Source organism: Hoeflea algicola (genome assembly GCF_026619415.1).
GTDB lineage: Bacteria > Pseudomonadota > Alphaproteobacteria > Rhizobiales > Rhizobiaceae > Hoeflea > Hoeflea algicola.
On the sequence record NZ_JAOVZR010000001.1, the window covers coordinates 1,247,434 to 1,269,278 of the forward strand.

General features: G+C 60.5%; 18 protein-coding genes, 1 tRNA gene and 1 pseudogene. 11 read left to right on the plus strand and 9 right to left on the minus strand.

Annotated features, from left to right (window positions below):
• Positions 1-130: 130 nt before the first annotated feature.
• Positions 131-1,503 (minus strand): annotated as a pseudogene (locus OEG84_RS06195) (class II 3-deoxy-7-phosphoheptulonate synthase).
• A gap of 199 nt (positions 1,504-1,702) precedes the next feature.
• On the minus strand, positions 1,703-2,398 hold the full coding sequence (locus tag OEG84_RS06200) for a gamma-glutamylcyclotransferase (RefSeq protein ID WP_267652913.1): 696 nt from the start codon (positions 2,396-2,398) through the stop codon (positions 1,703-1,705).
• Positions 2,399-2,542: 144 nt separating this feature from the next.
• On the opposite strand from OEG84_RS06200, the gene OEG84_RS06205 reads away from it, so the two are divergent.
• The 3 genes from OEG84_RS06205 (at position 2,543) to trxC (ending at position 5,105) form a co-directional block, all read left to right on the plus strand.
• Entirely contained in the window at positions 2,543-3,913 is a 1,371-nt protein-coding gene (locus OEG84_RS06205; RefSeq protein ID WP_267652914.1) for an aldehyde dehydrogenase family protein, read from the plus strand.
• 120 nt (positions 3,914-4,033) lie between these two features.
• Positions 4,034-4,657 (plus strand): hypothetical protein, encoded by a 624-nt coding sequence (locus tag OEG84_RS06210; protein ID WP_267652915.1) that lies wholly within the window; start codon positions 4,034-4,036, stop codon positions 4,655-4,657.
• Positions 4,658-4,664: 7 nt separating this feature from the next.
• On the plus strand, positions 4,665-5,105 hold the full coding sequence (gene trxC / locus OEG84_RS06215; RefSeq protein WP_267652916.1) for a thioredoxin TrxC: 441 nt from the start codon (positions 4,665-4,667) through the stop codon (positions 5,103-5,105).
• Between the two features lie 64 nt (positions 5,106-5,169).
• On the opposite strand, the gene OEG84_RS06220 is transcribed toward trxC, so the two are convergent.
• The 4 genes from OEG84_RS06220 to rpiA all read right to left on the minus strand — a co-directional run bounded on the left by OEG84_RS06220 (position 5,170) and on the right by rpiA (position 8,811).
• Complete coding sequence (locus OEG84_RS06220) at positions 5,170-5,931, minus strand: hypothetical protein (protein WP_267652917.1); 762 nt, start codon at positions 5,929-5,931, stop codon at positions 5,170-5,172.
• A 17-nt stretch (positions 5,932-5,948) separates the two neighbouring features.
• The gene (gene gor, locus OEG84_RS06225; RefSeq protein WP_267652919.1) at positions 5,949-7,337 is read right to left on the minus strand and encodes a glutathione-disulfide reductase; all 1,389 of its coding nucleotides are present in this window, start codon (positions 7,335-7,337) and stop codon (positions 5,949-5,951) included.
• Between the two features lie 226 nt (positions 7,338-7,563).
• The gene (locus OEG84_RS06230; protein ID WP_267652920.1) at positions 7,564-8,094 is read right to left on the minus strand and encodes a DUF2059 domain-containing protein; all 531 of its coding nucleotides are present in this window, start codon (positions 8,092-8,094) and stop codon (positions 7,564-7,566) included.
• Positions 8,095-8,112: 18 nt separating this feature from the next.
• Positions 8,113-8,811 carry a ribose-5-phosphate isomerase RpiA gene (rpiA, locus tag OEG84_RS06235; protein ID WP_267652921.1) on the minus strand — a complete coding sequence of 233 codons (699 nt, stop codon included), beginning with the start codon at positions 8,809-8,811 and terminating at the stop codon, positions 8,113-8,115.
• Positions 8,812-9,172: 361 nt separating this feature from the next.
• On the opposite strand from rpiA, the gene OEG84_RS06240 reads away from it, so the two are divergent.
• Entirely contained in the window at positions 9,173-9,862 is a 690-nt protein-coding gene (locus tag OEG84_RS06240) for an HAD family hydrolase (protein ID WP_267652922.1), read from the plus strand.
• A 57-nt stretch (positions 9,863-9,919) separates the two neighbouring features.
• On the opposite strand, the gene OEG84_RS06245 is transcribed toward OEG84_RS06240, so the two are convergent.
• The gene (locus OEG84_RS06245; RefSeq protein WP_267652923.1) at positions 9,920-12,166 is read right to left on the minus strand and encodes a putative bifunctional diguanylate cyclase/phosphodiesterase; all 2,247 of its coding nucleotides are present in this window, start codon (positions 12,164-12,166) and stop codon (positions 9,920-9,922) included.
• Positions 12,167-12,192: 26 nt separating this feature from the next.
• Complete coding sequence (locus tag OEG84_RS06250) at positions 12,193-12,966, minus strand: substrate-binding domain-containing protein (protein WP_267652924.1); 774 nt, start codon at positions 12,964-12,966, stop codon at positions 12,193-12,195.
• Positions 12,967-13,406: 440 nt separating this feature from the next.
• Here OEG84_RS06250 and OEG84_RS06255 point away from each other — a divergent pair.
• Together OEG84_RS06255 and OEG84_RS06260 are read left to right on the plus strand one after the other, a co-directional pair.
• A tRNA-Val gene (locus OEG84_RS06255) sits at positions 13,407-13,481 on the plus strand.
• A 212-nt stretch (positions 13,482-13,693) separates the two neighbouring features.
• Positions 13,694-14,155, plus strand: a complete 462-nt coding sequence (locus tag OEG84_RS06260) for a hypothetical protein (protein WP_267652925.1) — start codon at positions 13,694-13,696, stop codon at positions 14,153-14,155.
• A gap of 303 nt (positions 14,156-14,458) precedes the next feature.
• On the opposite strand, the gene OEG84_RS06265 is transcribed toward OEG84_RS06260, so the two are convergent.
• Positions 14,459-15,109 (minus strand): TetR/AcrR family transcriptional regulator, encoded by a 651-nt coding sequence (locus OEG84_RS06265; protein ID WP_267652926.1) that lies wholly within the window; start codon positions 15,107-15,109, stop codon positions 14,459-14,461.
• A 150-nt stretch (positions 15,110-15,259) separates the two neighbouring features.
• Between OEG84_RS06265 and OEG84_RS06270 the strand changes: the two genes are divergently transcribed.
• The 5 genes from OEG84_RS06270 (at position 15,260) to OEG84_RS06290 (ending at position 21,667) form a co-directional block, all read left to right on the plus strand.
• A complete protein-coding gene (locus OEG84_RS06270) occupies positions 15,260-16,390 on the plus strand; it encodes an efflux RND transporter periplasmic adaptor subunit (RefSeq protein WP_267652928.1) in 1,131 nt (376 codons plus the stop codon).
• 16 nt (positions 16,391-16,406) lie between these two features.
• Positions 16,407-19,529, plus strand: coding sequence for an efflux RND transporter permease subunit (locus tag OEG84_RS06275; RefSeq protein WP_267652929.1), 3,123 nt, complete (start codon positions 16,407-16,409; stop codon positions 19,527-19,529).
• A gap of 457 nt (positions 19,530-19,986) precedes the next feature.
• Positions 19,987-20,742, plus strand: coding sequence for a LuxR family transcriptional regulator (locus tag OEG84_RS06280; protein WP_267652930.1), 756 nt, complete (start codon positions 19,987-19,989; stop codon positions 20,740-20,742).
• A 50-nt stretch (positions 20,743-20,792) separates the two neighbouring features.
• Positions 20,793-21,458: an acyl-homoserine-lactone synthase gene (locus OEG84_RS06285; protein ID WP_267652931.1), complete on the plus strand. Its 666-nt coding sequence runs from the start codon at positions 20,793-20,795 to the stop codon at positions 21,456-21,458.
• Entirely contained in the window at positions 21,455-21,667 is a 213-nt protein-coding gene (locus OEG84_RS06290; RefSeq protein ID WP_267652932.1) for a hypothetical protein, read from the plus strand. Before OEG84_RS06285 ends, OEG84_RS06290 begins: the two co-directional genes overlap by 4 nt.
• Positions 21,668-21,845: the final 178 nt, after the last annotated feature.

Here is a 21,845-nt window from a genome sequence, read left to right on the forward strand (position 1 = left end):
CGATCAAATCGACTGTGCCCAAACGCGCAACGCCGGAGTTACCTCCGGCGTTGCGCATTCGATGCGGATGTCGGGGACAGTTTACTTTTGCGTTTACGCCGAGAAAGTAAACTGTCCCCGATATTCGTCCTTACCCGTTGACAACGGCCTTCTGCTCGTCGCGGCCGCCCTTCATGCGTTCGGCGACGAGGAAGGCGAGTTCCAGCGCCTGGTCGGCGTTGAGACGCGGGTCGCAATGGGTGTGGTAGCGGTCCTGCAGATCCTCGCCGGTGAGCGCGCGGGCGCCGCCGGTGCATTCGGTGACGTTCTTGCCGGTCATTTCGATGTGGATGCCGCCGGGATGGGTGCCCTCGGCGCGGTGGATCTGGAAGAACGAATCCACTTCCGACAGGATCCGCTCGAACGGGCGGGTCTTGTAGGAGTTGAGCGTGATCGTGTTGCCATGCATCGGATCGCACGACCACACCACCTTGCGGCCCTCGCGCTCGACGGCGCGGAGCAGCTTGGGCAGGTGATCGGCCACCTTGTCGTGACCAAAACGGGCGATCAGGGTGAGCCGGCCGGCCTCGTTGGTCGGGTTGAGAATGTCGATCAGGCTCAGCAGTTCATCGGGGTCGAGCGACGGGCCGCATTTGAGACCGATCGGGTTCTTGATGCCGCGGGCAAATTCGACATGGGCGTGGTCGGTCTGCCGCGTCCGGTCACCAATCCAGATCATGTGGCCCGACGTGGCGTAGTATTCGCCCGAGGTGGAATCATTGCGGGTCATGGCTTCTTCATAGCCAAGCAGCAAGGCTTCGTGGCTGGTGAAGAAATCGGTCTCGCGCAGATTGGACTGGTTGTCGGCGGTGATACCGATCGCCTTCATGAAGTCCATGGTTTCGGAAATCCGGTCGGCGAGCTTGCGGTAGCGCTCGGCCTGCGGGCTATCCTTGACGAAGCCGAGCATCCACTGATGGACGTTGTCGAGATTGGCGTAACCGCCCTGGGCAAAGGCGCGCAGCAGGTTGAGCGTTGCCGCCGACTGCCGGTAGGCAGCAACCTGGCGCTCGGGATCGGGAACCCGCGAGCCCTCGTTGAAGTCGATGCCGTTGATGATGTCGCCACGGTAGCTCGGAAGCTCGATGCCGTCCTTCTTTTCGATGTTGGACGAACGCGGCTTGGCGAACTGACCGGCAATGCGGCCGATCTTGACCACAGGCTGCTGGGCGCCAAAGGTAAGCACCACGGCCATCTGCAGGAACACGCGGAAGAAATCGCGGATATTGTCGGCTTCGTGCTCGGCGAAGCTCTCGGCGCAATCGCCACCCTGAAGCAGAAAGCCCCTGCCTTCGGAGACTTCGGCCAGCGCCGAGGTCAACCGGCGGGCCTCACCCGCAAATACCAAGGGGGAAACTTGGCCAGCCGCGCTTCGGTCGCCTTCAGCGCCTCTGCATCCGGATAATCCGGGACCTGCTGGATCGGTTTGTTGCGCCAGCTTGATGGGGTCCAGTTCTGTGCCATGTCGTTCACCGTGTTGAGGCAGGCAACGCGCCCGCGGATTCAGCGTCTGCACCTGTCAATCAAGAGTGAATTGAACAAGGCGCAGGCGCAATTTGATAATGCGGCGGCAGCGAATACACCAGATCTGGCGCACGCTGCCATAGCGTTTCGCACGGGCTTATAGCGGTAGTTTGGCGCGCTGCAAACCCGAAGCGGCGAATCAGTCGTCTGACAGCACCTGCCCGCGCATGGACTGACCTATCGGCCTCTGCCCCAGCGCCGCGTCGAACAGGTCGATTTCCCGCGCCGACAGCTGCACCGAGCGCGGATACAGCGGCGCATGCCGGTCCTCGTGGATCGGCGTGTAAAAATCGTCGGTCTCGGCCACGAAACGCATCAACCCGTCCTCGCCGAACTCGGTGCAAAAACCCTGCATCACCGCATCGAGATAGGACCGCAGGATCGGCGTGGCGCCTTCAGCCGACGGCAACTCGCTGCGCGCCTCGTAGACATGCAACGTACAGCCGATATCGGGCGCGGAGCCATAGAATTCAAGATCGCCGGGGCCGATGTCGCGCCGGTGATAGTGGCGCTCGCGGGCATCGACTGCCGGCAGATTGGCGCGCAGATCAATCACCAGCAGCCCGTCGATGGCAGCCTGCGGCGCGCGATGCGCGGTCAGCAGCGCCGGGGTGAAGGCTTTGCCAGCCCCGCCGCCAATTGCCGGGTCGGCGCCGGGAACCGCCGCATGTGCCATCACCGGCTGCGGCCGCCAGGTTCGCCGCCAGCCGTTGAGCCGGGCGGGAAAGGCCGCGACAATTTCAGTTCTGAGCGTGGCGCGGTTGACCAGCGAGCCATAGCCGAAATAGCCGACGAGTTCACCTGCATCGGCCAGATACCTCAAATCCTTGATCACTTATTCTGCCTGCACTGTTTGCGCCGCCGCCGCGACCGCCGGCCAATCATGTTGGCTGGCGTCGAAGCTGTTCACAGGCGCGCTGTTTCGTTAAAGATGGATCATACAGAACGACGGCCTTACCATCAAATCCGGGCACCCCATATGACCCATCCTTCCGACAGCGTCGCCAAGCTCCGCGCCACATTCCAGACCCACAAGACAAGACCGCCGGAATGGCGGCGCACGCAGTTGCTTCGCCTCAAGGCCATGGTCGAGGACAATGAAAGCGCCATTGATGCTGCGCTGCACGCCGATCTCGGCAAATCCGGCTTTGAGGCACGAATGACGGAAACCGGCACGGTGCTCTCGGAAATCCGCCATGCGCTTTCGCATCTGAAAGGGTGGATGCGGCCGCGTAGGGTCTCCACACCGCTGGCCGCCCAGCCCGGGCACAGCCGCATCAGGCCGGAGCCGCTGGGCGTGGTGCTGATCATCGCGCCGTGGAACTATCCGGTCTACCTCACGCTGATGCCGCTGATCGGGGCGATTGCCGCGGGCAATTGTGCGGTTTTGAAACCGTCGGAGATCTCGGCCCACACGTCGGCGCTGCTGGCCCGGCTGATCCCCGCCTACATGGATGGGGAAGCAATTTGCGTGGTCGAAGGTGACGCCGACACCTCGACCGCGCTGCTGGTCGAGCGTTTTGACCATATCTTCTTCACCGGCAGCGAGAACATCGGCAGGATCGTCATGACCGCCGCTGCCAGACATCTGACCCCGGTAACACTTGAGCTGAGTGGCAAGAGCCCCTGCATCATCCATCCTGATTGCAATCTCGAACTCGCCGCCAGACGGGTGGTCTGGGGCAAGTTCCTCAATGCCGGCCAGACCTGCGTCGCCCCCGATTACCTGCTGGTGCATGACCAGATGCCCGACGCATTCGTCGCACACCTGAAAACAGCGATCACAGCGTTTTTCGGAGATGACCCGAAGACCAGCCCGGATTATGCGCGGCTGGTCAGCGATCGCCATTTCGACCGGGTTGAAGCCATGATGCCCGGCGGCACCATTGCCACGGGTGGCCAGACCGACCGGGCCACACGTTACATTGCGCCGACCATCCTGACCGGGGTCGATGCGGAAGCGGCCCTCATGCGCGAAGAAATCTTCGGGCCGCTGCTGCCGATCGTGCCCTATCGCACGATCGAAGACGCAATTGACTTCATCAACGCCCGCCCCAAGCCGCTGTCGCTGTATCTGTTTTCAAATTCCCGACAGATCCGCGATCAGGTGTTGGATCTGACCAGCTCGGGCGGGGTCTGCATCAATGATGTGGTGATGCATCTGGCGGTGCCCGGCTTGCCGTTCGGCGGCGTCGGCACCAGCGGAATGGGCGCCTATCACGGCCGCACCTCGTTCGACACCTTCTCCCATGCCAAGGCGATCCTGACCAAGTCCGAATATTTTGATGTACCGCTGCGCTATCCGCCGTTTTCCAAAGCCAAACTGCGCTGGCTCAAATGGCTGCAGTAGCCAATTCGGTGCAGTTGAACGGGACGGCGGCAATATATGCGCGGGTTATGATATACATCAATGCTCCCCGTCGGGCTTTGGCTATCAATAGGGCACAACCCGATCAGCGGAGCACAACCCATGTCCCAGTCAGCCTATCAGAACACCACCGAAGCCGTTGGCGTCTTTCACAGCGCAGAGGATCTGCAGGCAGCGGTCGATGACCTGTTGAGCCAGGGCTTCAACCGCATGGATTTGAGCATTCTGGCGTCCGAAACCGCCATCGAAGAAAAGCTGCATGAATCCTATATCCCCGCCCGCGAGCTTGAAGACCGGGTCGCGGTGCCGACCACGGCCTTTGTCGCAACCGAAACCATCGGCGATGCGATGGGCGCGGTGATCGGCGTTCTGGTCTATGTGCCGGCGATGATCGGGGCTGCGGCAGTGGTTGCCTCAGGTGGCGCGCTGGCGGCAGCGGTAGCCGCAACATTAATCGCCGGCGGCGTCGGTGGATCAGTCGGCGCGGTCATAGCGCACCTGATCGGCAAGGCCCATGCCGACGAGATCGAGAAACATCTGCTGGCAGGCGGATTGCTGCTCTGGGTTCGCACCCGCGATGAGCAACACGAGGAGCGCGCGTTGGCCATTCTCGCCGGTCACAATGCCGAGGGCGTGCACCTGCATACCCTGCCCTCGCTGGTGGGCACAGGCACCAGCGCCGTGATCGAAGACGTTGTGGACGTCAGCGCCGCCGATTGCGAGTGAAGCTACCATGACAGACAAGATCCACATCGTTTGCCCCGCCTGCCAAGCCATCAACCGTATCCCTGAAGACAGGCTTGGCGCCAAGCTCACCTGCGGGGCTTGCAAGGCAGCGCTGTTTCCCGCCGCGCCGTTCGATATCGACGAGATGAAACTCAACAAGCATCTGAAGAACGATCAGGTGCCGCTGCTGGTCGATTTCTGGGCGCCCTGGTGCGGGCCGTGCAAGATGATGGGGCCGATGTTTGCGCAAGCGGCGAACGAGATGTCGCCAAAGGTGCGTTTTGCCAAGCTCGATACCGAGCAGCATCAAAACGTCGGCGCCCGCTTCCAGATCCGCGGCATTCCGCTGATCATCCTGTTCGACAAGGGCAAGGAGGTGGCCCGCCAGGCCGGCGCGATGGACGCCAGAGGCATTGTGGGCTGGGTGAAACAGAATTTGAAAGGCTGACCCGCGCAGGGCGCGGCAACGGTGCTGGAGCGCATGAATCAACACATCAACGAGATGAATCAGACTACCCACGCCCGCCCGCAAGCCTTTGAAAATATAATGCTATCCGTGTAAAATGCGTGCGCCTTTCCGGCGACGGCCAGTCGACTGGCCCCTGCGGCGGTCCAAAGTCAATATCGGCGCCAGCGGTTTTTAAGGCGGCCTCGAAGATCTGGCAATTGCGGGCGATTTCCGCGCCGATCAGCCCGGCGTCACCGTTGACGATATCGCGCGCCGCAGCATAATCGAGCCCATCAGCGGTGCAGAAATCACCCAGTTTACAGGGCCGGAACCAGCCTTCGATCATGCCGGAAAACGCCACATGGGCGGAAACCACCGGATCGAGAATCAGGTCGTAATCCTCAGCCAGACCGACGCTGACGCCAAAGCGCTGTCTGAGCTTTTCCTCGGCGTTGACGTAATTGCGCCGGTGTGTGAGCTGGATGTCGCCACCGCCGACCGGGTGACGTCCGGTCTCGTCGGTGAGCCAGTAAGGTGATTTGACCCAGCTCAGCCGGCCCGCGTCAAACGCCTTCTGCAGCCGTTCGGCGGACGTGGCGCGGTCGGGTGCAAACGCCTCGAGCACCGGCTCCATGCGGCCGCCGGTCTCGCGATGGATCTGGCCGAGCGCGGCAGCCAGATAGGTGACGGGATGATCGGCAGCATACCACCTGGCCCAGACATCGAGTTTGACCTCCAGCCCTGCCCGCTGAGCCGCCGTCATGCCGCCGGCAAACAGCCGCGGATCGGTCTCGGTCAGATAAGTGAAAAAGGCCTGGCGGTTCAATCAGCTCTCCCCGGGCCTCAGACCCGTTCGCCAGCCTTTACCAGATAGCTCGGCTTGTACATCGTCACCAGCTCTTCCGATGCAGTGGGATGGACCGCCATGGTGCGGTCAAAATCATCCTTGGTGCAGCCGGCCTTCAGCGCTATGCCGAGCGTCTGCGCCATTTCGCCGGCCTCGTGGCCGAGAATGTGCAGACCCAACACCTTGCGGTCGGCGGCGTTGACGATCATTTTCATGATGGTCTTTTCCGAGCGGCCCGACAGCGTCGCCTTCATCGGCCGGAATTCGGCGCGGTAGATTTCCAGCTCGTCATATTTTTTCGCTGCCGCTTCTTCCGAAAGTCCGACCGTGCCGATTTCCGGCTGCGAAAATACCGCGGTCGGGATCAGGTCGTGATCGGGTGAAGACGGGTTATCGCGGTAAAGCGTATCGATCAGGCACATTGCCTCGTGGATCGCCACCGGGGTGAGTTGCACCCGGTCGGTGACATCGCCGACTGCGTAGATGCTCTCGACATTGGTGCGCGAGAACTCGTCGACCTTGATCTCGCCCTTCTGTCCCGTCTCGACGCCCGCTGCCTTCAGCCCGAGGCTATCTGTGTTGGGATCACGTCCGAGCGCCAGCATCACCTGATCAGTGACAAGCGTCTTGCCGGCCGAGGTATGCGCGAGAAGTCGGCCATCGGCGCCGCGTTCGATCTTCTCGAATATTTCGTGGCAGAGAATACGAATGCCCTTCTCTTCCATCGCCGCATGCAGGCCGCGGCGCATGTCCTGGTCAAACCGCGAGAGGATCTCCTTGCCGCGGTAGATCAGCGTGGTGTCGACGCCCATACCATGGAAAATATTGGCGAATTCCACAGCGATATAGCCGCCACCGGCGATCACGATCGCCTCGGGCAGAGTTTCGAGATGAAAGGCTTCGTTGGAACTGATGCACAATTCATGGCCCGGCAGCGAGGCGTGCGGGTTGGGCGTGCCGCCGACGGCGATCAGGATATGTTCCGCGGTAATGGTCTTGCCTGTGGATTTGATCAGCACCGAATGCGGTCCGGTAAGTTCGGCGCGCGAGGCGATGATCTCGGCGCCGGCATTTTCCAGCCCGTGGCGGTACAGCCCTTCCAACCGGTCAATTTCCCGGTCCTTGTTGGCAATCAGCGTCGGCCAATCGAAGCTCGATGCCCCGACCGTCCAGCCAAAACCACGGGCATCCTCGAAATGCTCGGAATATTGCGACGCATAAACAAACAGTTTCTTGGGCACGCAGCCGCGGATCACGCAGGTGCCGCCAAAACGGTATTCTTCGGCGATTGCCACCTTCTTGCCCAGCCCTGCGGCCAGCCGCGCGGCGCGCACGCCGCCAGAGCCGCCACCAATGACAAACAGGTCATATTCAAAGTCGCTCATCGGGGCATCCTTCCGGCATCTTCGTTTGGGGCAATCTGGTACAGCGCCGCGCATTCAATCGGATGCGCAACACCGTCGGCACATACGATCCTTGTAATCATGCGCGGCTAAAATAAAAGCCCGGGAACGATCCCGGGCTTCCGATTACGAGCCTCTACACGGCATTGTGAAAGCCGCGGACTGACAATTCAGCCCTGTTCTTGACCATTGGTCGGCCAGATCAAAGCTATTCGACTTCCACCTTCGGCCGTGCGCCAATGGTTGCCTGCAGCGACTTGTTGACGTTTTCAGCCAGATCGCGGGCGATCCCGGAGGACCAGATTTCTGCCGACTTGATCAGTTCGCGGGTGACCAGCGGGCCGTTGTCAATCAGCTTCTTGCCGGGAGGAGAGGTGTAGAAATCGGCAATTGCGGTCAGCTCTTCCTGGGTGAAGGCCTTGGCGTAGATCTGCGCGGCTTCACGTTCCAGATCGCCCCGGCGCGGCACGATCTTCAGCGCTTCCTCGTCAATCGTGGTGCTGATGACTTCCTGCAGGTCGGCATTGGCGCGAATCAGCGAGGTTTTCAGCTGCTCGGCGGCGGCCGGGATGATGGCATCGAACTGGTCGGTCGAGCCGAGCGCTGTGATGGCTGAGCGGGCGGCGGCCAGATGCGCGTCGGTGATGTCCTGTGCCGAGGCCGAATGGCCTGCAACAACGAGGCTCGACGCCACGATCATGCCCGCGCCAAAACGTTTGAGACCGGTGTAGATGGTCATGTTCGGTTTCACTCCTGTTTAATTCTGTGCAAGCAATGTGCGCGCGCCATTTTGCGAGGCGATGATCGCGGCATTTGCCATGTTGAGAAACAATCCGTGTTCAACCACGCCGGCAATCGCAGCGAGCCCGTTTGCGAGGGCTTCTGCATCCGGAATGCGGCCAAATGATGCGTCGAGGATGAAATGGTTGCCATCGGTGAGATAGGCTCCATCTTTCTCAAGCCGCAGCGCAATCTCGCCGCTCAGACCCAGCCGCGAAGCCAGGCGTTCCACCGCGATCCGGGTCGCCGCAACGCCGAACTGCGCCACCTCGATGGGCAGCGGAAAACGGCCAAGCATATCGACCAGCTTGGACTCGTCGGCAATGACGATCATCCGCGATGAGGCCGAGGCGACGATCTTTTCGCGCAACAGCGCGCCGCCACCACCCTTGATCAGCCGCAACGCGCCATCAACTTCGTCGGCGCCGTCAATGGTCAGGTCGAGTTCGGGCAGGTCATCCAGCGAATAGAGCGGTACACCGAGCTCCATGCACAGCCGCGCCGTGCGCTCGGATGTCGGAACACCCTGGATCTTGAACCCGTCGGCGACCTTTTCAGCCAGCAAGCGAACGAATTCATCTGCCGTTGAACCGGTGCCAATGCCCAGTCGCATCCCGTCCTCGACATGCTCTAGAGCTGCCTGTGCTGCTGCGATCTTGAGTTGTCGGGCGTCCATGCCATTCTGCCATTGCTGTTGCTACCGGCTCGCCTGTTAGCATGTAAGCTGCGGCAGGCAAAGCCCGACATCGGCAGCAGCCATCACAGGGGTGCGCAACGCACCCGCCGGACCGGGCATCTAGAGCGGCATATGCACGCCGCAAGATCCCTCCGATTGCCGATTGCCAGCTTGCCTGTTATGGCTCGCACCCGGCCGGAAAGCAGCCGGGCAACGGTGCTGATCGGTGCGGATGCCCCCATTACCGGGCAAGCCGCTTCCACCTCTGCAGCAATCGGGCCCGCAACCGTTGAAATCGGCCGACAAACACCCCCGGCACGCCACTGCCAAAACAATCCGCCGGGCAAGACAGGAATTTCGCATGACCACCCCCCTTGTTGTTTTCGACCTTGACGGAACGCTGATCGACACCGCTCCTGATCTGATGGCGAGCCTCAATCACGTGCTCGATCAGACCGGGCATCCGCACGTGGCCTTTGAGGACATGACCTGGCTGGTTGGTCAGGGCGCCAAGGTGATGATCGAGAGGGCCTGGGCGATCCACGACCATCCGGCCTCGCCTGAACAGCTGGAAACCGCATTCGATATTTTTCTCGCCCGTTACGCCGCAGAAATGCCGGGCAGGTCCCGCCCCTATCCGGGCCTGATCGCAGCACTCGACCGATTGAGCGACGCCGGCATGCAATTGGCCGTATGCACCAACAAGACCGAGGCGCTGGCCCGAAAGCTGCTTGATGCCATGGAGTTGAGCGACCGGTTCGCGGCCATCACCGGCGGCGATACGTTTAACGTGCGCAAACCGCACGGCGATCATATCCTTTGCACCATCGACAAGGCCGGCTGTCGCGCCGCCAATTCGGTGATGATCGGCGACAGCATCAACGACATCCTCGCCGCCCAGAATGCCGGCGTGCCGGTGATCGCGGTGCCGTTCGGCTATTCAGACAAGCCGGTGGCGAGCTTCAACCCGGATATCGTGATCGAGCATTTCGATGAACTTGGAGAGCAACTTGTGCGCGGCCTGATCGCTGCCAGAGAGCACGCAAGCTGAGATTTCGACCGCCACAGCCCCGCGGTCGCGGAATTGATCAGGCCTGCCTGAGCGGCTTTAACCGGCGGCTGCAACAGCACCGGCAGCATCATCGGGCGTGGTCTGTGCGGCATACATCAATGCCACGGAATCCTGTTGCAGGGCAAAAGTGAGCGCGATGTCGGCGGGTGTCGGCCTGGCGAAGATAAAGCCCTGCACCACGTCACACCCGAGCTTGCGGAGCAATTCCACCTCTTCGGGTTTCTCGGCCCCTTCGGCGACCGTAATCATCCCCAGCCCCTGGCCGAGCCCGATGATCCCGCGCAGCAATTCCGCCTTGCGCACCGATTCGGTGGAGCCATCAATAAAGACACGGTCAATCTTCAACTTGTCGAACGGAAGCTGAGTGAGATAGCCCAGCGACGAGAACCCGGTGCCGAAATCATCAAGAGCCAGAACAACGCCCAGTGCCTTGAGCGCCTTGAGCACCGAGCGGACCCGGTTTTCCTCGAGGTTGATCAGAAGCGATTCGGTGAGTTCCAGACACAGCAGATCCGGCGGAAATCCGGTTTCCTCCAGAACGCTTTTGACATCGGCCACAAGATCCGTGTTCCAGATCTGCGCCGCGGAGATATTGACCGCGATTTCGCGGGGCGGCGCACCCGCATCAAGCCATTGTTTTGCCTGCATGACGGCCTGGCGCAGGACCCAGTAGCCCAGATCGCAGATCAGATGGGAGCTCTCGGCGATCGGAATGAAGACGGTGGGCGGAATATTGCCACGCTCGGGGTGGGCCCACCGAAGCAACGCTTCGAAACCGGTCACACGCCCGCTAACGAGATCAATCAGCGGCTGGTAGTGCACTGAAAGACCGGAATCGCCGCCCAAGGCGTTGCGCAGGTCGGTCGCAATCGCGACCTTTTGCTGGACAGCTTCGTCCATGCCCGCTTCGAACACCACATAGCGGCCGCGACCTTCTTCCTTGGCGCGGTACAGCGCCAGATCGGCATTGCGCAAGAGATCCGTTGCACTCGCCCCATGCTCGACAATACGGGCGATCCCGATACTGGTGCCGACGGCAACCTCGACCCGTTCAAGAAATGTCGTGCCTGACAGATCGCCCAGAATATCGGTAGCGATTGTTTCGCAGTTCAAGCGCTCGGACAGGCCCTCAAGAACAATTGCGAATTCATCGCCGCCAAGCCGGGCGACGAAATGTTCGGCGCCAAGTGTCCGTGCCAGCAGATGCGCAACCCGGACCAACAGGGCATCGCCGATGGCATGGCCCAGAGTATCATTGACGTCCTTGAAACGATCAAGATCAAGCAGCAGCAGCGCACCGGTCGATCCCGTGCGCTGGCAACGGCCGATCACTTCGCCGATATGGCGATGAAACAGCGACCGGTTTGCCAGCCCTGTCAACGGGTCATGATAGGCGAGCTTTTCAAGCTGTTTCTCGGCTTCCTTGCGATCTGTGATGTCCTGAATGGTTCCGTAGATACCGGTGGGTTTGCCGTCCGCATCGGTTCTGGCCTTGGTGGTGATGGCGAAATAGCCGGTCGTTCCGTCCCCACGCCGGACCTTGAGATCGACAACGCTGATCTTGCCGCTACGGAATGACTCTCTCTGCACATCGAGCAACCGTTGCGCACCGCCATCGACGTAAAGCGACATGACCCGCTCATAGGTGATGGCGAAATTCTGATCATAGCCCAGCAGCGCATAGATTTCGTCGGCCCACCAGACCTTGCCGGTGCCAAAATCATAGCTCCAGTCGCCGATCCTGCCGATGGTCTGCGCTTCAGCCAATCGTTCTGTCCGGTGCAGGATTTCCTTGCTGGAATCCTCGAGTTTCCTGACCGCGCCGTGCAACGACCGGAGCGGCAAGGCCCGGGCAAAATAGGCGGCGAACCCCATCAGCAGGCTGACGATGGCGATAATCGTGGTCTGAACCGCCAGCGCAAACAGTGGAATACTCACCTCCACCCGGCCGATTGGCCTGCCGGCAACAATCAGGTCAGAACTTTGCGACAGGCGCAAACGGCCTGGATAGCGGCCAACGGTGAGAACCTCATCCCCGTCCAGATCGAACACGGTTTCCATGGTAACGTCGGACTGGGCGCCATCGAGCTCCACGATCTCGGCCATCCGGACTCTTTGATACTGCCACATGGCTTCGTGGGTATAAATGTATTTGGAGAGCCTGCCTGCCTGCAATTGTGCAACAAATGCAGCCTTGTTGGCCAGATGGGTATGGGAAACCGCCATATAAGCAACTGGCGGAACCACGGCCACGAATACGCCGACGACAACCGCCCTTTTCAAGGCCGACGATAGCTTGACTGGGCCGATCAATTGATGACCGGGAGACAGGCAGCCGCGCTCAGAATGCGCTTGCCGTCATCCGACTGAAGGAATGCGGTAAAGCGTTGTGCAAGTGGGGTGGGTGTGCCTGGTACCATCAGGTAGAAGGACTTGGCGAAGGGATAGCGCCCGTTCTCCAGGTTTTCCAGCGTCGGTTCATATCCGTTTATGGTCATGAATTGCAGCTGCCGGTGTTCGGTCACGACCTGCGCCAGGCTTGTACCGACCAGCGATCCATCGAGGCTGGACGCCAGTTCGAGATTGTCCTGATCGGTGGCGGCAACCGGAACGTCGATCCGCGAACGCACCGTGTCGATCGCCTCACCCATGCCGGCAAACATGCCGCCCAGCAATGCTGTATCGCTCTCGCGGTTCGGGCGCAGGATCACCCGCACCGGCGTGCCGTCAGGCCATGTTGATGTGGTCGATGCGTAAAACGCGGCCAGGTCGCTGGCGGCGATATCGCCGGGCTTCGGATTGGAACTGACGAGACCATAGGGCGTTTGCGCGAAGACCGATTGGATCAGTCCCGTTTCAACTTCCGCCGGCTTGAGCGGCCGCGCCGAAATCGCAACATCAAGCGCGCCGTCAATGGTCGCGGCGATCGAGCCTGAACTGCCAAGCCCGGCGATGACCTCGACCGTGACATCATCCGCACCGGCTTCAAATGCAGCCCCCAGGAGCTTCATCAATTCAGCCGCTGCACCGGTTCCGCCCATACGCAGGTTGTCGGCATGCGCGGCCGTCAGACTGGAGGACAAGGATACACAGACCGTCAAAATTGAAATGGAAACCCATTTGCCGCTTGGATGAAACATGGGTTCCTCGGAAAAAGAAAAAGTATTTCTAAAAATAGAACCAATCAAATTAAGATGCAATAAATCGAGTTCTATTTCTTTTCACTGGTCCTAATCTGTAGCTCGCCTAACGCGGATACTGAATATCCCGTTCCACGCATCAGCATTTCGACAACATAGGAGTGGAGATATTTCAACGACGTGAAACAGGCCAGCAACCCGCCCTGCCCCTGGCTTGCCGGATTTATGCAGCAACCAGGCACCCGCACGTTCCGCCGGAGGTGTTTGCCGACCCGGCATTTGTGGTCAATCGCAACACCGGGCAATCTGTCGCTTGACGCCGCCCCGGCCCACCGCTTATACCGCCGCTCAGCCGTTCGCTTCGCTATTTGCGGAACAGCGACGGGCGCGTAGCTCAGCGGGAGAGCACTGCCTTCACACGGCAGGGGTCACAGGTTCAATCCCTGTCGCGCCCACCATTTTATCTGCATCAATTGGAAAACCGTTCCGCCAGCGCCCGCGCGAACCTGCCTTCAGCTCAGCTGAAATACTCGCCGGTTCACTCAGGCGTGATCCAACGTTAATTGTCCGTGCCTTGCCGCATTGATACCGATTGCGATCTTCCCCTCCTCACAGAAAGAACGCAATGTCCTCCCTTGTAACCCCCATCAGAAAACAGACTTTCCTTGCCGTGGCGCTTGCCGGCCTGATCGGAGAAGTTTGCTTCGAAATATACGCATGGCTTATATCGCCGGCCTTGTTCGACGTGGTCTTGCAGCCATCTAATCTGGTTATCGCAATCACCGCGAAACTGACCGGAATCGAGATCACCAAGGCTTTGGCCTTCCCGATACATTTCCTGATCGGTTCACTGGGGTTTGGTCTATTTGTCTACGCAACGCGACTGATCATGCCTGCACGGGTCTGGCTCACCGGCTTTGTCTCAGGTCTGGTTCTCTGGTTTGTTGCCCAGGGCATGCTTGCCCCTTTTATCGGGCGCAGCTTCATGATGGACTTCGGCACATACACGCAGTCATCATTCGTCGGCCATGTTGGCATGACCGTTCTCATGGCCCATCTGCTGGATGCATTTCTTTCCTATTTTGAAGAGAAGCCCGCCAATGGGCTCGGTGAGCCACTCATCCAGAGCTAAAGCCTAACATGCGCAAATGAACCCATTTGAACGTCAATGTGCAGGCATCAGACCAAAATGTTGCAGTGCCAAGCGCGCTTTCAACTGGATGCCCGGCATTTTGGATCGCTGTGCGGAAGGTCTCTTGCAGGCGCGGCAATCAGCGGGAGAGAACGGCCTGCCTGGGGCAGCCTTTGCAGACCAACCCGCGCCGTGCCCAGCATTTTCGTTCCCCCCTCGCCATCCGCGGAGACGGGCAGATCCGGTCCGGGTCTTCCTGCCGCCGTTGCGGCTGCCCAACGCACGGAGTTTTATGGCTTCGATCTATTCCGCCGTGCCGATGCCGCCGAGAAACACGCGGATGGCGAGATCAAGTCGGCGCTTATACGCATCCTGACGCTGGCAGGCCGGCTGAGAGATAACGAGGTGTTCGAGCACGCTCTCATGCGCCATGTCGGCCAGAAGACGTGCTGCGGCTTCCGTGTCGCTGATACGGATTTCGCCACGGGCTACCGAGCGGTCGAGTTCCGCGCGAATCATGGCGTAGAGCGCATACGGCCCTTCCCGCAGGAATTCATGCACTAGATCAGGTTGTCTTTCGGCCTCTGTGATGACAGCCCGCAATATCGCCAGCGGCAGCGCATCGGAAATTTTCTCGCCCGCCGGCGTCAACAACAGGTGCAAGCGTTGGGCGAGCGGTTTTTCCAGATCAGAACGGGTCAGGGGGCGCGTGAACATGTTGTGCATGCGCCGGATGATCGACGCGAACAGCGCCGCACGGCTTTCAAACACCTCGTAAAGCGTGCGTTTGGACATGCCGGCCTCCTGCGCAATCGCCGCCATCGACGCCCCGGCAAGCCCCTGGGCCAGGATGAGCCGTTCCGCAGCGTCGATGATGATCGCCTCGCGTTCCGACGAATCGAACTGGCGCGGCCTGCCCGGACCACGCTGGAAATTGCGGCACTTTGGCAACAAGTCAGATCTCCCGAATTCTCAGTCACGGTTTTGTGCATTGCAATGCGCTTGCGCGCGGCAAAAAATCAAATATAAAACCGCTTGGTTTCCATATTATCCGCTGTGTGCGTTTTCGCCAAGCGGGCACTCCAAAATTGACGGAGAAATTCGATGAGGTTAGCGCCTTACGCCCTCTACCCCTTCCTGATTGCCGCGATGACGGTGACGGTTGCCTCGGCGCAACAGCAGGAACGTCCGCCCACCCCGGTCACCGTAGTCACGGTGAAGGCAGAGACCGTCACGGTCACCTCCACGCTTCCCGGCCGCGTCGTCGCATCCGGCGTTGCCGAAGTTCGCCCGCAGGTAAACGGCATCATCACGGAGCGGCTATTCGAGGAAGGCTCGGCCGTCAACGAGGGCGATGTGCTCTATCGCATCGATCCGGCCACCTACAAGGCGCAGGTGGTGGCAGCCGAGGCTGCTGTCAATCAAGCCCAGGTCGGCCTCGATTCGGCCAATCGCGAACTCAAGCGCATGGAGACGCTGCGCAAGAGCAATGTCGCCAGCGAGCAGGCACTGGATACGGCCGTCACCACCCGGGATACTGCCGATGCCGCCTTGCAGGTCGCCAATGCGCAACTGCTGGCAGCCAATATCGACCTTGATCGAACCACCATCCGCGCCCAGATCTCGGGCGCTATCGGCCTTTCGCTCACCACTCAGGGCGCACTGGTGATTTCCGGGCAGACCAATCCGCTGGCCGTGATCCGCAAGCTCGACCCTGTCTATGTTGATGTCGCCCAGTCAGCCGCCGACCTGGTGCGCTGGAAGCGCAAGGGCCCCAAGGCGGCTGGCGCGAATATCGATACCAAGGTCAAGCTCACGCTGGCCGACCGCTCGGCTTACGATCACACCGGTGAACTAACCGCTGCCGAACCGCATGTCGACGAGCAAACCGGCGTCGTCACCCTGCGCCTGACATTCCCCAACCCCGACGAAATGCTACTGCCCGGCATGTATGTTCAGGTCGAGATGCCCCAGGGCGTCATCGAGGACGCGGTTCTGGTGCCGCAGGAAGGCGTCTCGCGCGACCGTCGCGGCAACCCCACCGCCATGGTTGTCGGCGCTGACAATGTTGTCGAGCAGCGCACGCTGACCATCGCCAGCGACCGCGGTTCGGACTGGATCGTCACCGATGGCGTCAAGGAGGGCGACAAGGTGATCGTCGAAGGACTGCAGAAGATCGCGGTCGGCGCCCCCGTAGCCCCCGAAGAACGCGCCGAACAATTGGCAAACAACTGAACCTGCGGAGACCGTCATGGCACGTTTCTTTATCGACCGGCCGATCTTTGCATGGGTGATTTCGATCATCATCATGGGCGCCGGCATACTCTCCATCCTGACCTTGCCGATATCGCAGTATCCGCAGATTGCACCGCCGACGGTCTCGATCGCAGCGAGTTATCCCGGCGCATCGGCCCAGACCATCGCCAATACGGTGACCCAGGTCATCGAACAGCGACTGACCGGTCTTGATGGCCTTCGCTATTTCTCGTCTAGTTCAACCTCTGCCGGCACCGCCTCCATCACGCTGACGTTCGAGACCGGGGTTGATCCCGACATCGCCCAGGTTCAGGTGCAGAACAAGATTTCCCAGGCTACCTCGTTGCTGCCGGAAACGGTGCAGCGGCTGGGGGTGACGGTTCAGAAATCGTCAGCCAGCTTCCTGATGGTCATCGGCCTGATCTCCGATGACGGCAAGCTCGACCAGACTGACCTTTCCGACTACCTCAACACCAGCCTTGTCGATGAATTCAGCCGTCTCGAAGGTGTCGGCGAAGTGCAGGTATTCGGCGCCAAATATGCCATGCGCATCTGGCTTGACCCGGTCAAGCTTGCCGCCTATGGCCTCGCTCCCAGCGATGTTGTGGCGGCTGTTTCTACCGAGAACGCCCAGATATCAGCCGGCGCGTTCGGCACCTTGCCCTCAGTTGAAGGTCAGCAACTCAACGCCACCATCACGGCGCAATCGCTGCTGACCACGCCCGAAGACTTCGAGGGGATCGTCATCCGCGCCGCGACCGATGGCGGCCTGGTGCTGCTCAACGACGTGGCCCGGGTCGAAATCGGTGCGGAGAACTATTCCACTATCGCCCGCTACAACGGCAAACCGTCAACCGGCATGGCGATCCGTCTGGCTGCTGGCGCAAACGCGCTGTCAACGGCGGAACTTGTCAAAGCCAAGATCGAGGAAGCCTCTGCTTTCTTCCCAGAGGGCGTCAGCTACGTCATTCCCTACGACACCACGCCCTTCGTCGAAATTTCGATCGAGGAAGTGGTCAAGACGCTCATTGAAGCCATCGTGCTCGTCTTCCTCGTGATGCTGGTGTTCCTGCAGAATTTTCGCGCCACGCTCATTCCAACGCTTGCGGTACCGGTGGTTCTGCTCGGAACCTTCGGCATTCTTGCCGCAGCCGGCTTCTCCATCAACACGCTGACCATGCTCGCCATGGTGCTCGCCATCGGCCTTCTGGTCGACGACGCCATCGTTGTGGTGGAAAACGTCGAGCGCATCATGGAGGAAGAAGGGCTCAGTCCGGTTGAGGCCACGCGCAAATCGATGGGGCAGATCACCAACGCCCTGATCGGCATCGCGTTGGTGCTCTCAGCCGTGTTCGTTCCGATGGCCTTCTTCGGCGGCTCGACCGGGGTTATCTACCAGCAGTTTGCGGTCACCATCGTCTCGGCCATGGGCCTTTCCGTGCTGGTGGCGCTGACGCTCACGCCCGCACTCTGCGCCACGCTGCTCACCTCCAAGGCTGCCCACCACGCCAAACGCGGTCCGGCCGGCTGGTTCAACCGCACTTTCGACCGCATCAGCAACGGCTATGGCAGCACCGTCGGCTGGATGGTTCGCCGCCCGCTACGCATCGGCGTCATCTATCTGGCGCTCGTGGGTCTTGTAGCCTGGAGTTTTGTGCAGACCCCGACCGGCTTCCTGCCCGACGAAGACCAGGGCATTCTTCTGGCGCTGATCCAGGCGCCGACAGGTGCCACCGCCGAACGCACCCAGAAGGTTCTGGAGCAGGTGGAAAACCACTTCCTGGAAAACGAGAAGGACACAGTCGACAGCATGTTCGGCGTTGTCGGTTTCTCCTTCTCCGGTCAGGGTCAGAACATGGGGCTCGCCTTCATTCGTCTGAAGGACTGGTCGGAGCGGCAATCGCCGGGACAGAGTGCCCAGGCGGTCGCCGGTCGCGCCTTCCCCGCCTTCATGGCCATCAAGGACGCCATGGTATTCCCGATCGTGCCGCCCTCGGTTCCCGAGCTCGGTATCATGAGCGGTTTCGACTTCTATCTCGAAGCCCGGGATGGCCAGTCGCACGAAGCACTGCTTGCCGCCCGCAACCAGTTGCTCGGTATGGCCGCGCAAAGCCCGCTGATCGCCTCTGCCCGTCCTTCGGGCCTTGAAGATGCTGCCCAGTATCATCTCGACATCGACTGGCGTGCCGCCGGCGCGATGGGCATCTCCGCCTCCAACGTGGCGCAATTGCTGCAGGTCGCCTGGGCCGGCACCTATGTCAATGACTTCATCGACCGCGACCGGATCAAGCGCGTCTACATTCAGGGTGAAGCCGATGCCCGCGCCCTGCCGTCGGATATTTCAAAATGGAAGGTGCGCAATTCCTCCGGCGGGCTGGTTCCCTTTACCAACTTCGCCGAGGGCAGCTGGACTTTCGGTCCACAAGGCATCAACCGCTACAACGCGGTCAGCGCCATGCAGATCCAGGGATCTCCGGCGCCGGGCGTGACCACCGGCGAAGCAATGACCGAAATCGAGCGGCTGTCCGAACAACTGTCCGGCTACGGCGTGTCCTGGACCGGCCTGTCATTGGAAGAGCGCGAATCGGGCAACCAGGCGCCGCTGCTTTATGCCCTGTCGCTTGCAGCCGTGTTCCTCTGTCTGGCTGCTTTGTATGAAAGCTGGTCGATCCCGTTCGCCGTCATGCTGGTCATGCCGGTCGGCGTTCTCGGCGCGCTGTTGTGGACCCTGTTAGGCGGCTATCAGAACGGCGTGTTCTTCCAGGTGGGGTTGCTCACCGTGGTCGGTCTGACCGGCAAGAACGCCATCCTGATCGTCGAATTCGCCCGGGAACGATATGAAGCCGGAGAACCCTTGTTCGAGGCGATCCGCGAGGCTGCGAGACAGCGTTTCCGTCCGATCATCATGACCTCGATGGCGTTCTCGCTCGGCGTATTGCCGCTGGTTATCTCCACCGGCGCCGGTTCCGGTGGCCGCAACGCCATCGGCACCAGCGTGCTTGGTGGAACCATCTCTGGCACCATTCTCGGCATCTTGTTCGTCCCGCTGTTCTTCGTGCTGGTCACGCGTCGCCGCAAGACAAAGCAGCAAGACGTCAAGGCGCCCGCTGAAACGTGAGTTCAGACCTGCAAGCCATGGAGCTGACGAAACAGCCCTCACCAATATTGCCCAAGCCCGGCCGCGGGCTTGGCTGCGAATTTCGGCAAGTATCGGCGCAAAGCTGACATCGCGTTTTCCCGCGCCGGCTGTTGCGGCAAGCTGAGGTTGTCCAGCTTATATGACACACTAATTCTGGACGAACGGGAATGATCCCGGCCCGAAGCATCGTTCGACCAACAGGGCGATCCCGGAAGTTGACCTCGCGATCGAACGGCGGCATGTTGCCACATATGTCCCGGTTTCAATCCGTGTCACGTCACCACAAATAAGGGTGTGGTTACCTTGTACGTCCTGGGTGGCAATGGCCGGAGAACGGTTCCACCTGTTACGTGCCACGTGATCAGGTCGGATAGAATTGAGATCCGTGGCTCCCGAAATTGGCAGGACCATGGGTTTGGTCCGATCAGGCGGTAATATGAGTGCGCAGGACACGGCGGTTTTTGAATTCATCGAGCGGGCGGACACGCATGCCGAAATCGATGACCTGCTCGATGATCTGTTGCAGGTGGCCGGTGCCTACGGATTCCAGCACATGATCTATACGGGGTTGCCGGTCGGCAACAACAAGATCGAACCGCTGGTAAAATCCAACCGGCTTCCGCAAGACTGGTGGCAACGTTACGTCGAAAACGATTACAGCGCGGCCGATCCGGTGTGCCAGCAGGTTTTTTCCACCGTCAGGCCTTTCCTGTGGCACGAGGCCGGTGAACAGTTCGCCAATATCGAAGGCGCCGCCCAGGTCGTCGGCGAAGCCCATGAGCACGGCTTGGTCGATGGCTATATCGTCCCGGTCTTTTCCCAGGACGAATGGCTTTCGGCCATCTCATTTGGCGGGCCGAACCGGCTGGAACTCGACAACCGCGAACGCGGCGCGATCAACCTGATGGCGATCTACGCCTCCTCGGCAATCGAACGGCATCAACGCCGACGGCCATCGCCCAAGCGGCTGAGCGATCGCGAGCGCGAAGTGCTGCTATGGACCTCGGCGGGAAAATCCTGCTGGGATGTTTCCGTCATCCTGGGCATCAGCGAACAGACGGTGCGCTATCACACCGCCCAGATCCGCCACAAGCTGAACGCCAACAACACCACCCATGCGGTGGTGCGGGCGCTGCAGCAAGGTGAAATCAGTCTCGGTCAACTGTCGGAATCGCTAGGCGACACCCACTAGCACAGCAATCTATCGTCTTCCTCTTGGCGCCAATGGCAAGGGGACGAGTGATGATCGAAGCTCATGTCGTAAACGCAGAAAACAAACATCTCTACGCCCACGCGTTCGAGCAGTTCCGCCGCCGTCACCACGACTGTTGCGCGCTTACCCATCGCCGCAAGCCTGTCAATAACAACGGCCTGGAAAGCGATCCGTTCGATACGCCTCAGGCCATCTATCTGCTCGGCATGCTCGAAGACCGGGTGGTCACCTCGGCGCGGTTGGTGCCGACCACCATTGCCAATCCGGTGGCCGGGGAATTGGCCGACATGTGCGAGAATATGGATCTGCCTTGCCGGGCGGACTGGGCTGCATGGACACGGACCGATGTATTGCCCGAATATCGCGAAGCCGGTGTCACCGGCATTCCGAGCCAGATGTTCTGTGCGGTGATGGAGTATTGCCTTGATGAGGGAATCTCCCACACTGGCGGCATGCTGCAGCAATTTGTGCTCAAGCGCTGGCTTGATCTGGGCTGGAAGGTAATCCCCGCCGGGCTGCCGCGCATTCTGTCTGGTGACTGGTGTCTGCTGGCTTATGTCGAAGTTGGCGAAAAGGCGCTGCGCGCCGGCCGCGCGCGCGCCGCCGTCAACCGCCCACTGGTGGTTCGCAGGGGTGCTCAACTGCCATTCATCAATCCCTCCCAATCCCCTGCATCGCTGGTGGCAACACAATGAACAACAAGACCCTGACAACCGAACAGGCCGTGGCTCTCCTCAAGATTCAGGGATTGCTGGCCGCCGCCTACGACATTTCGCGCCACACCAACCACGATCTGCTGTCCTACCTCATCAAGATGGCGCGGATGGAAGCGAATTCGCCCTTCGACCCGCGTTCCGAGATCGACGATTGCGCCGAGGACAATGACGACATGGGCCAGCACTGAGCCGGTCCATCAATTTCAGGCCGACGAAGCGCGGGCCGTGATGTCGTTCGCTTGCGGTAGGCTGATTTTCCGAAAGTCCAAACGTGACGACCATGCCGATGCCAGGTGCGGACCCCTGACGCGCCGGGCTGGTCGAGCATCATTGAAAAAATAGAACCGTTCTGCAGGTGCAGGCTCA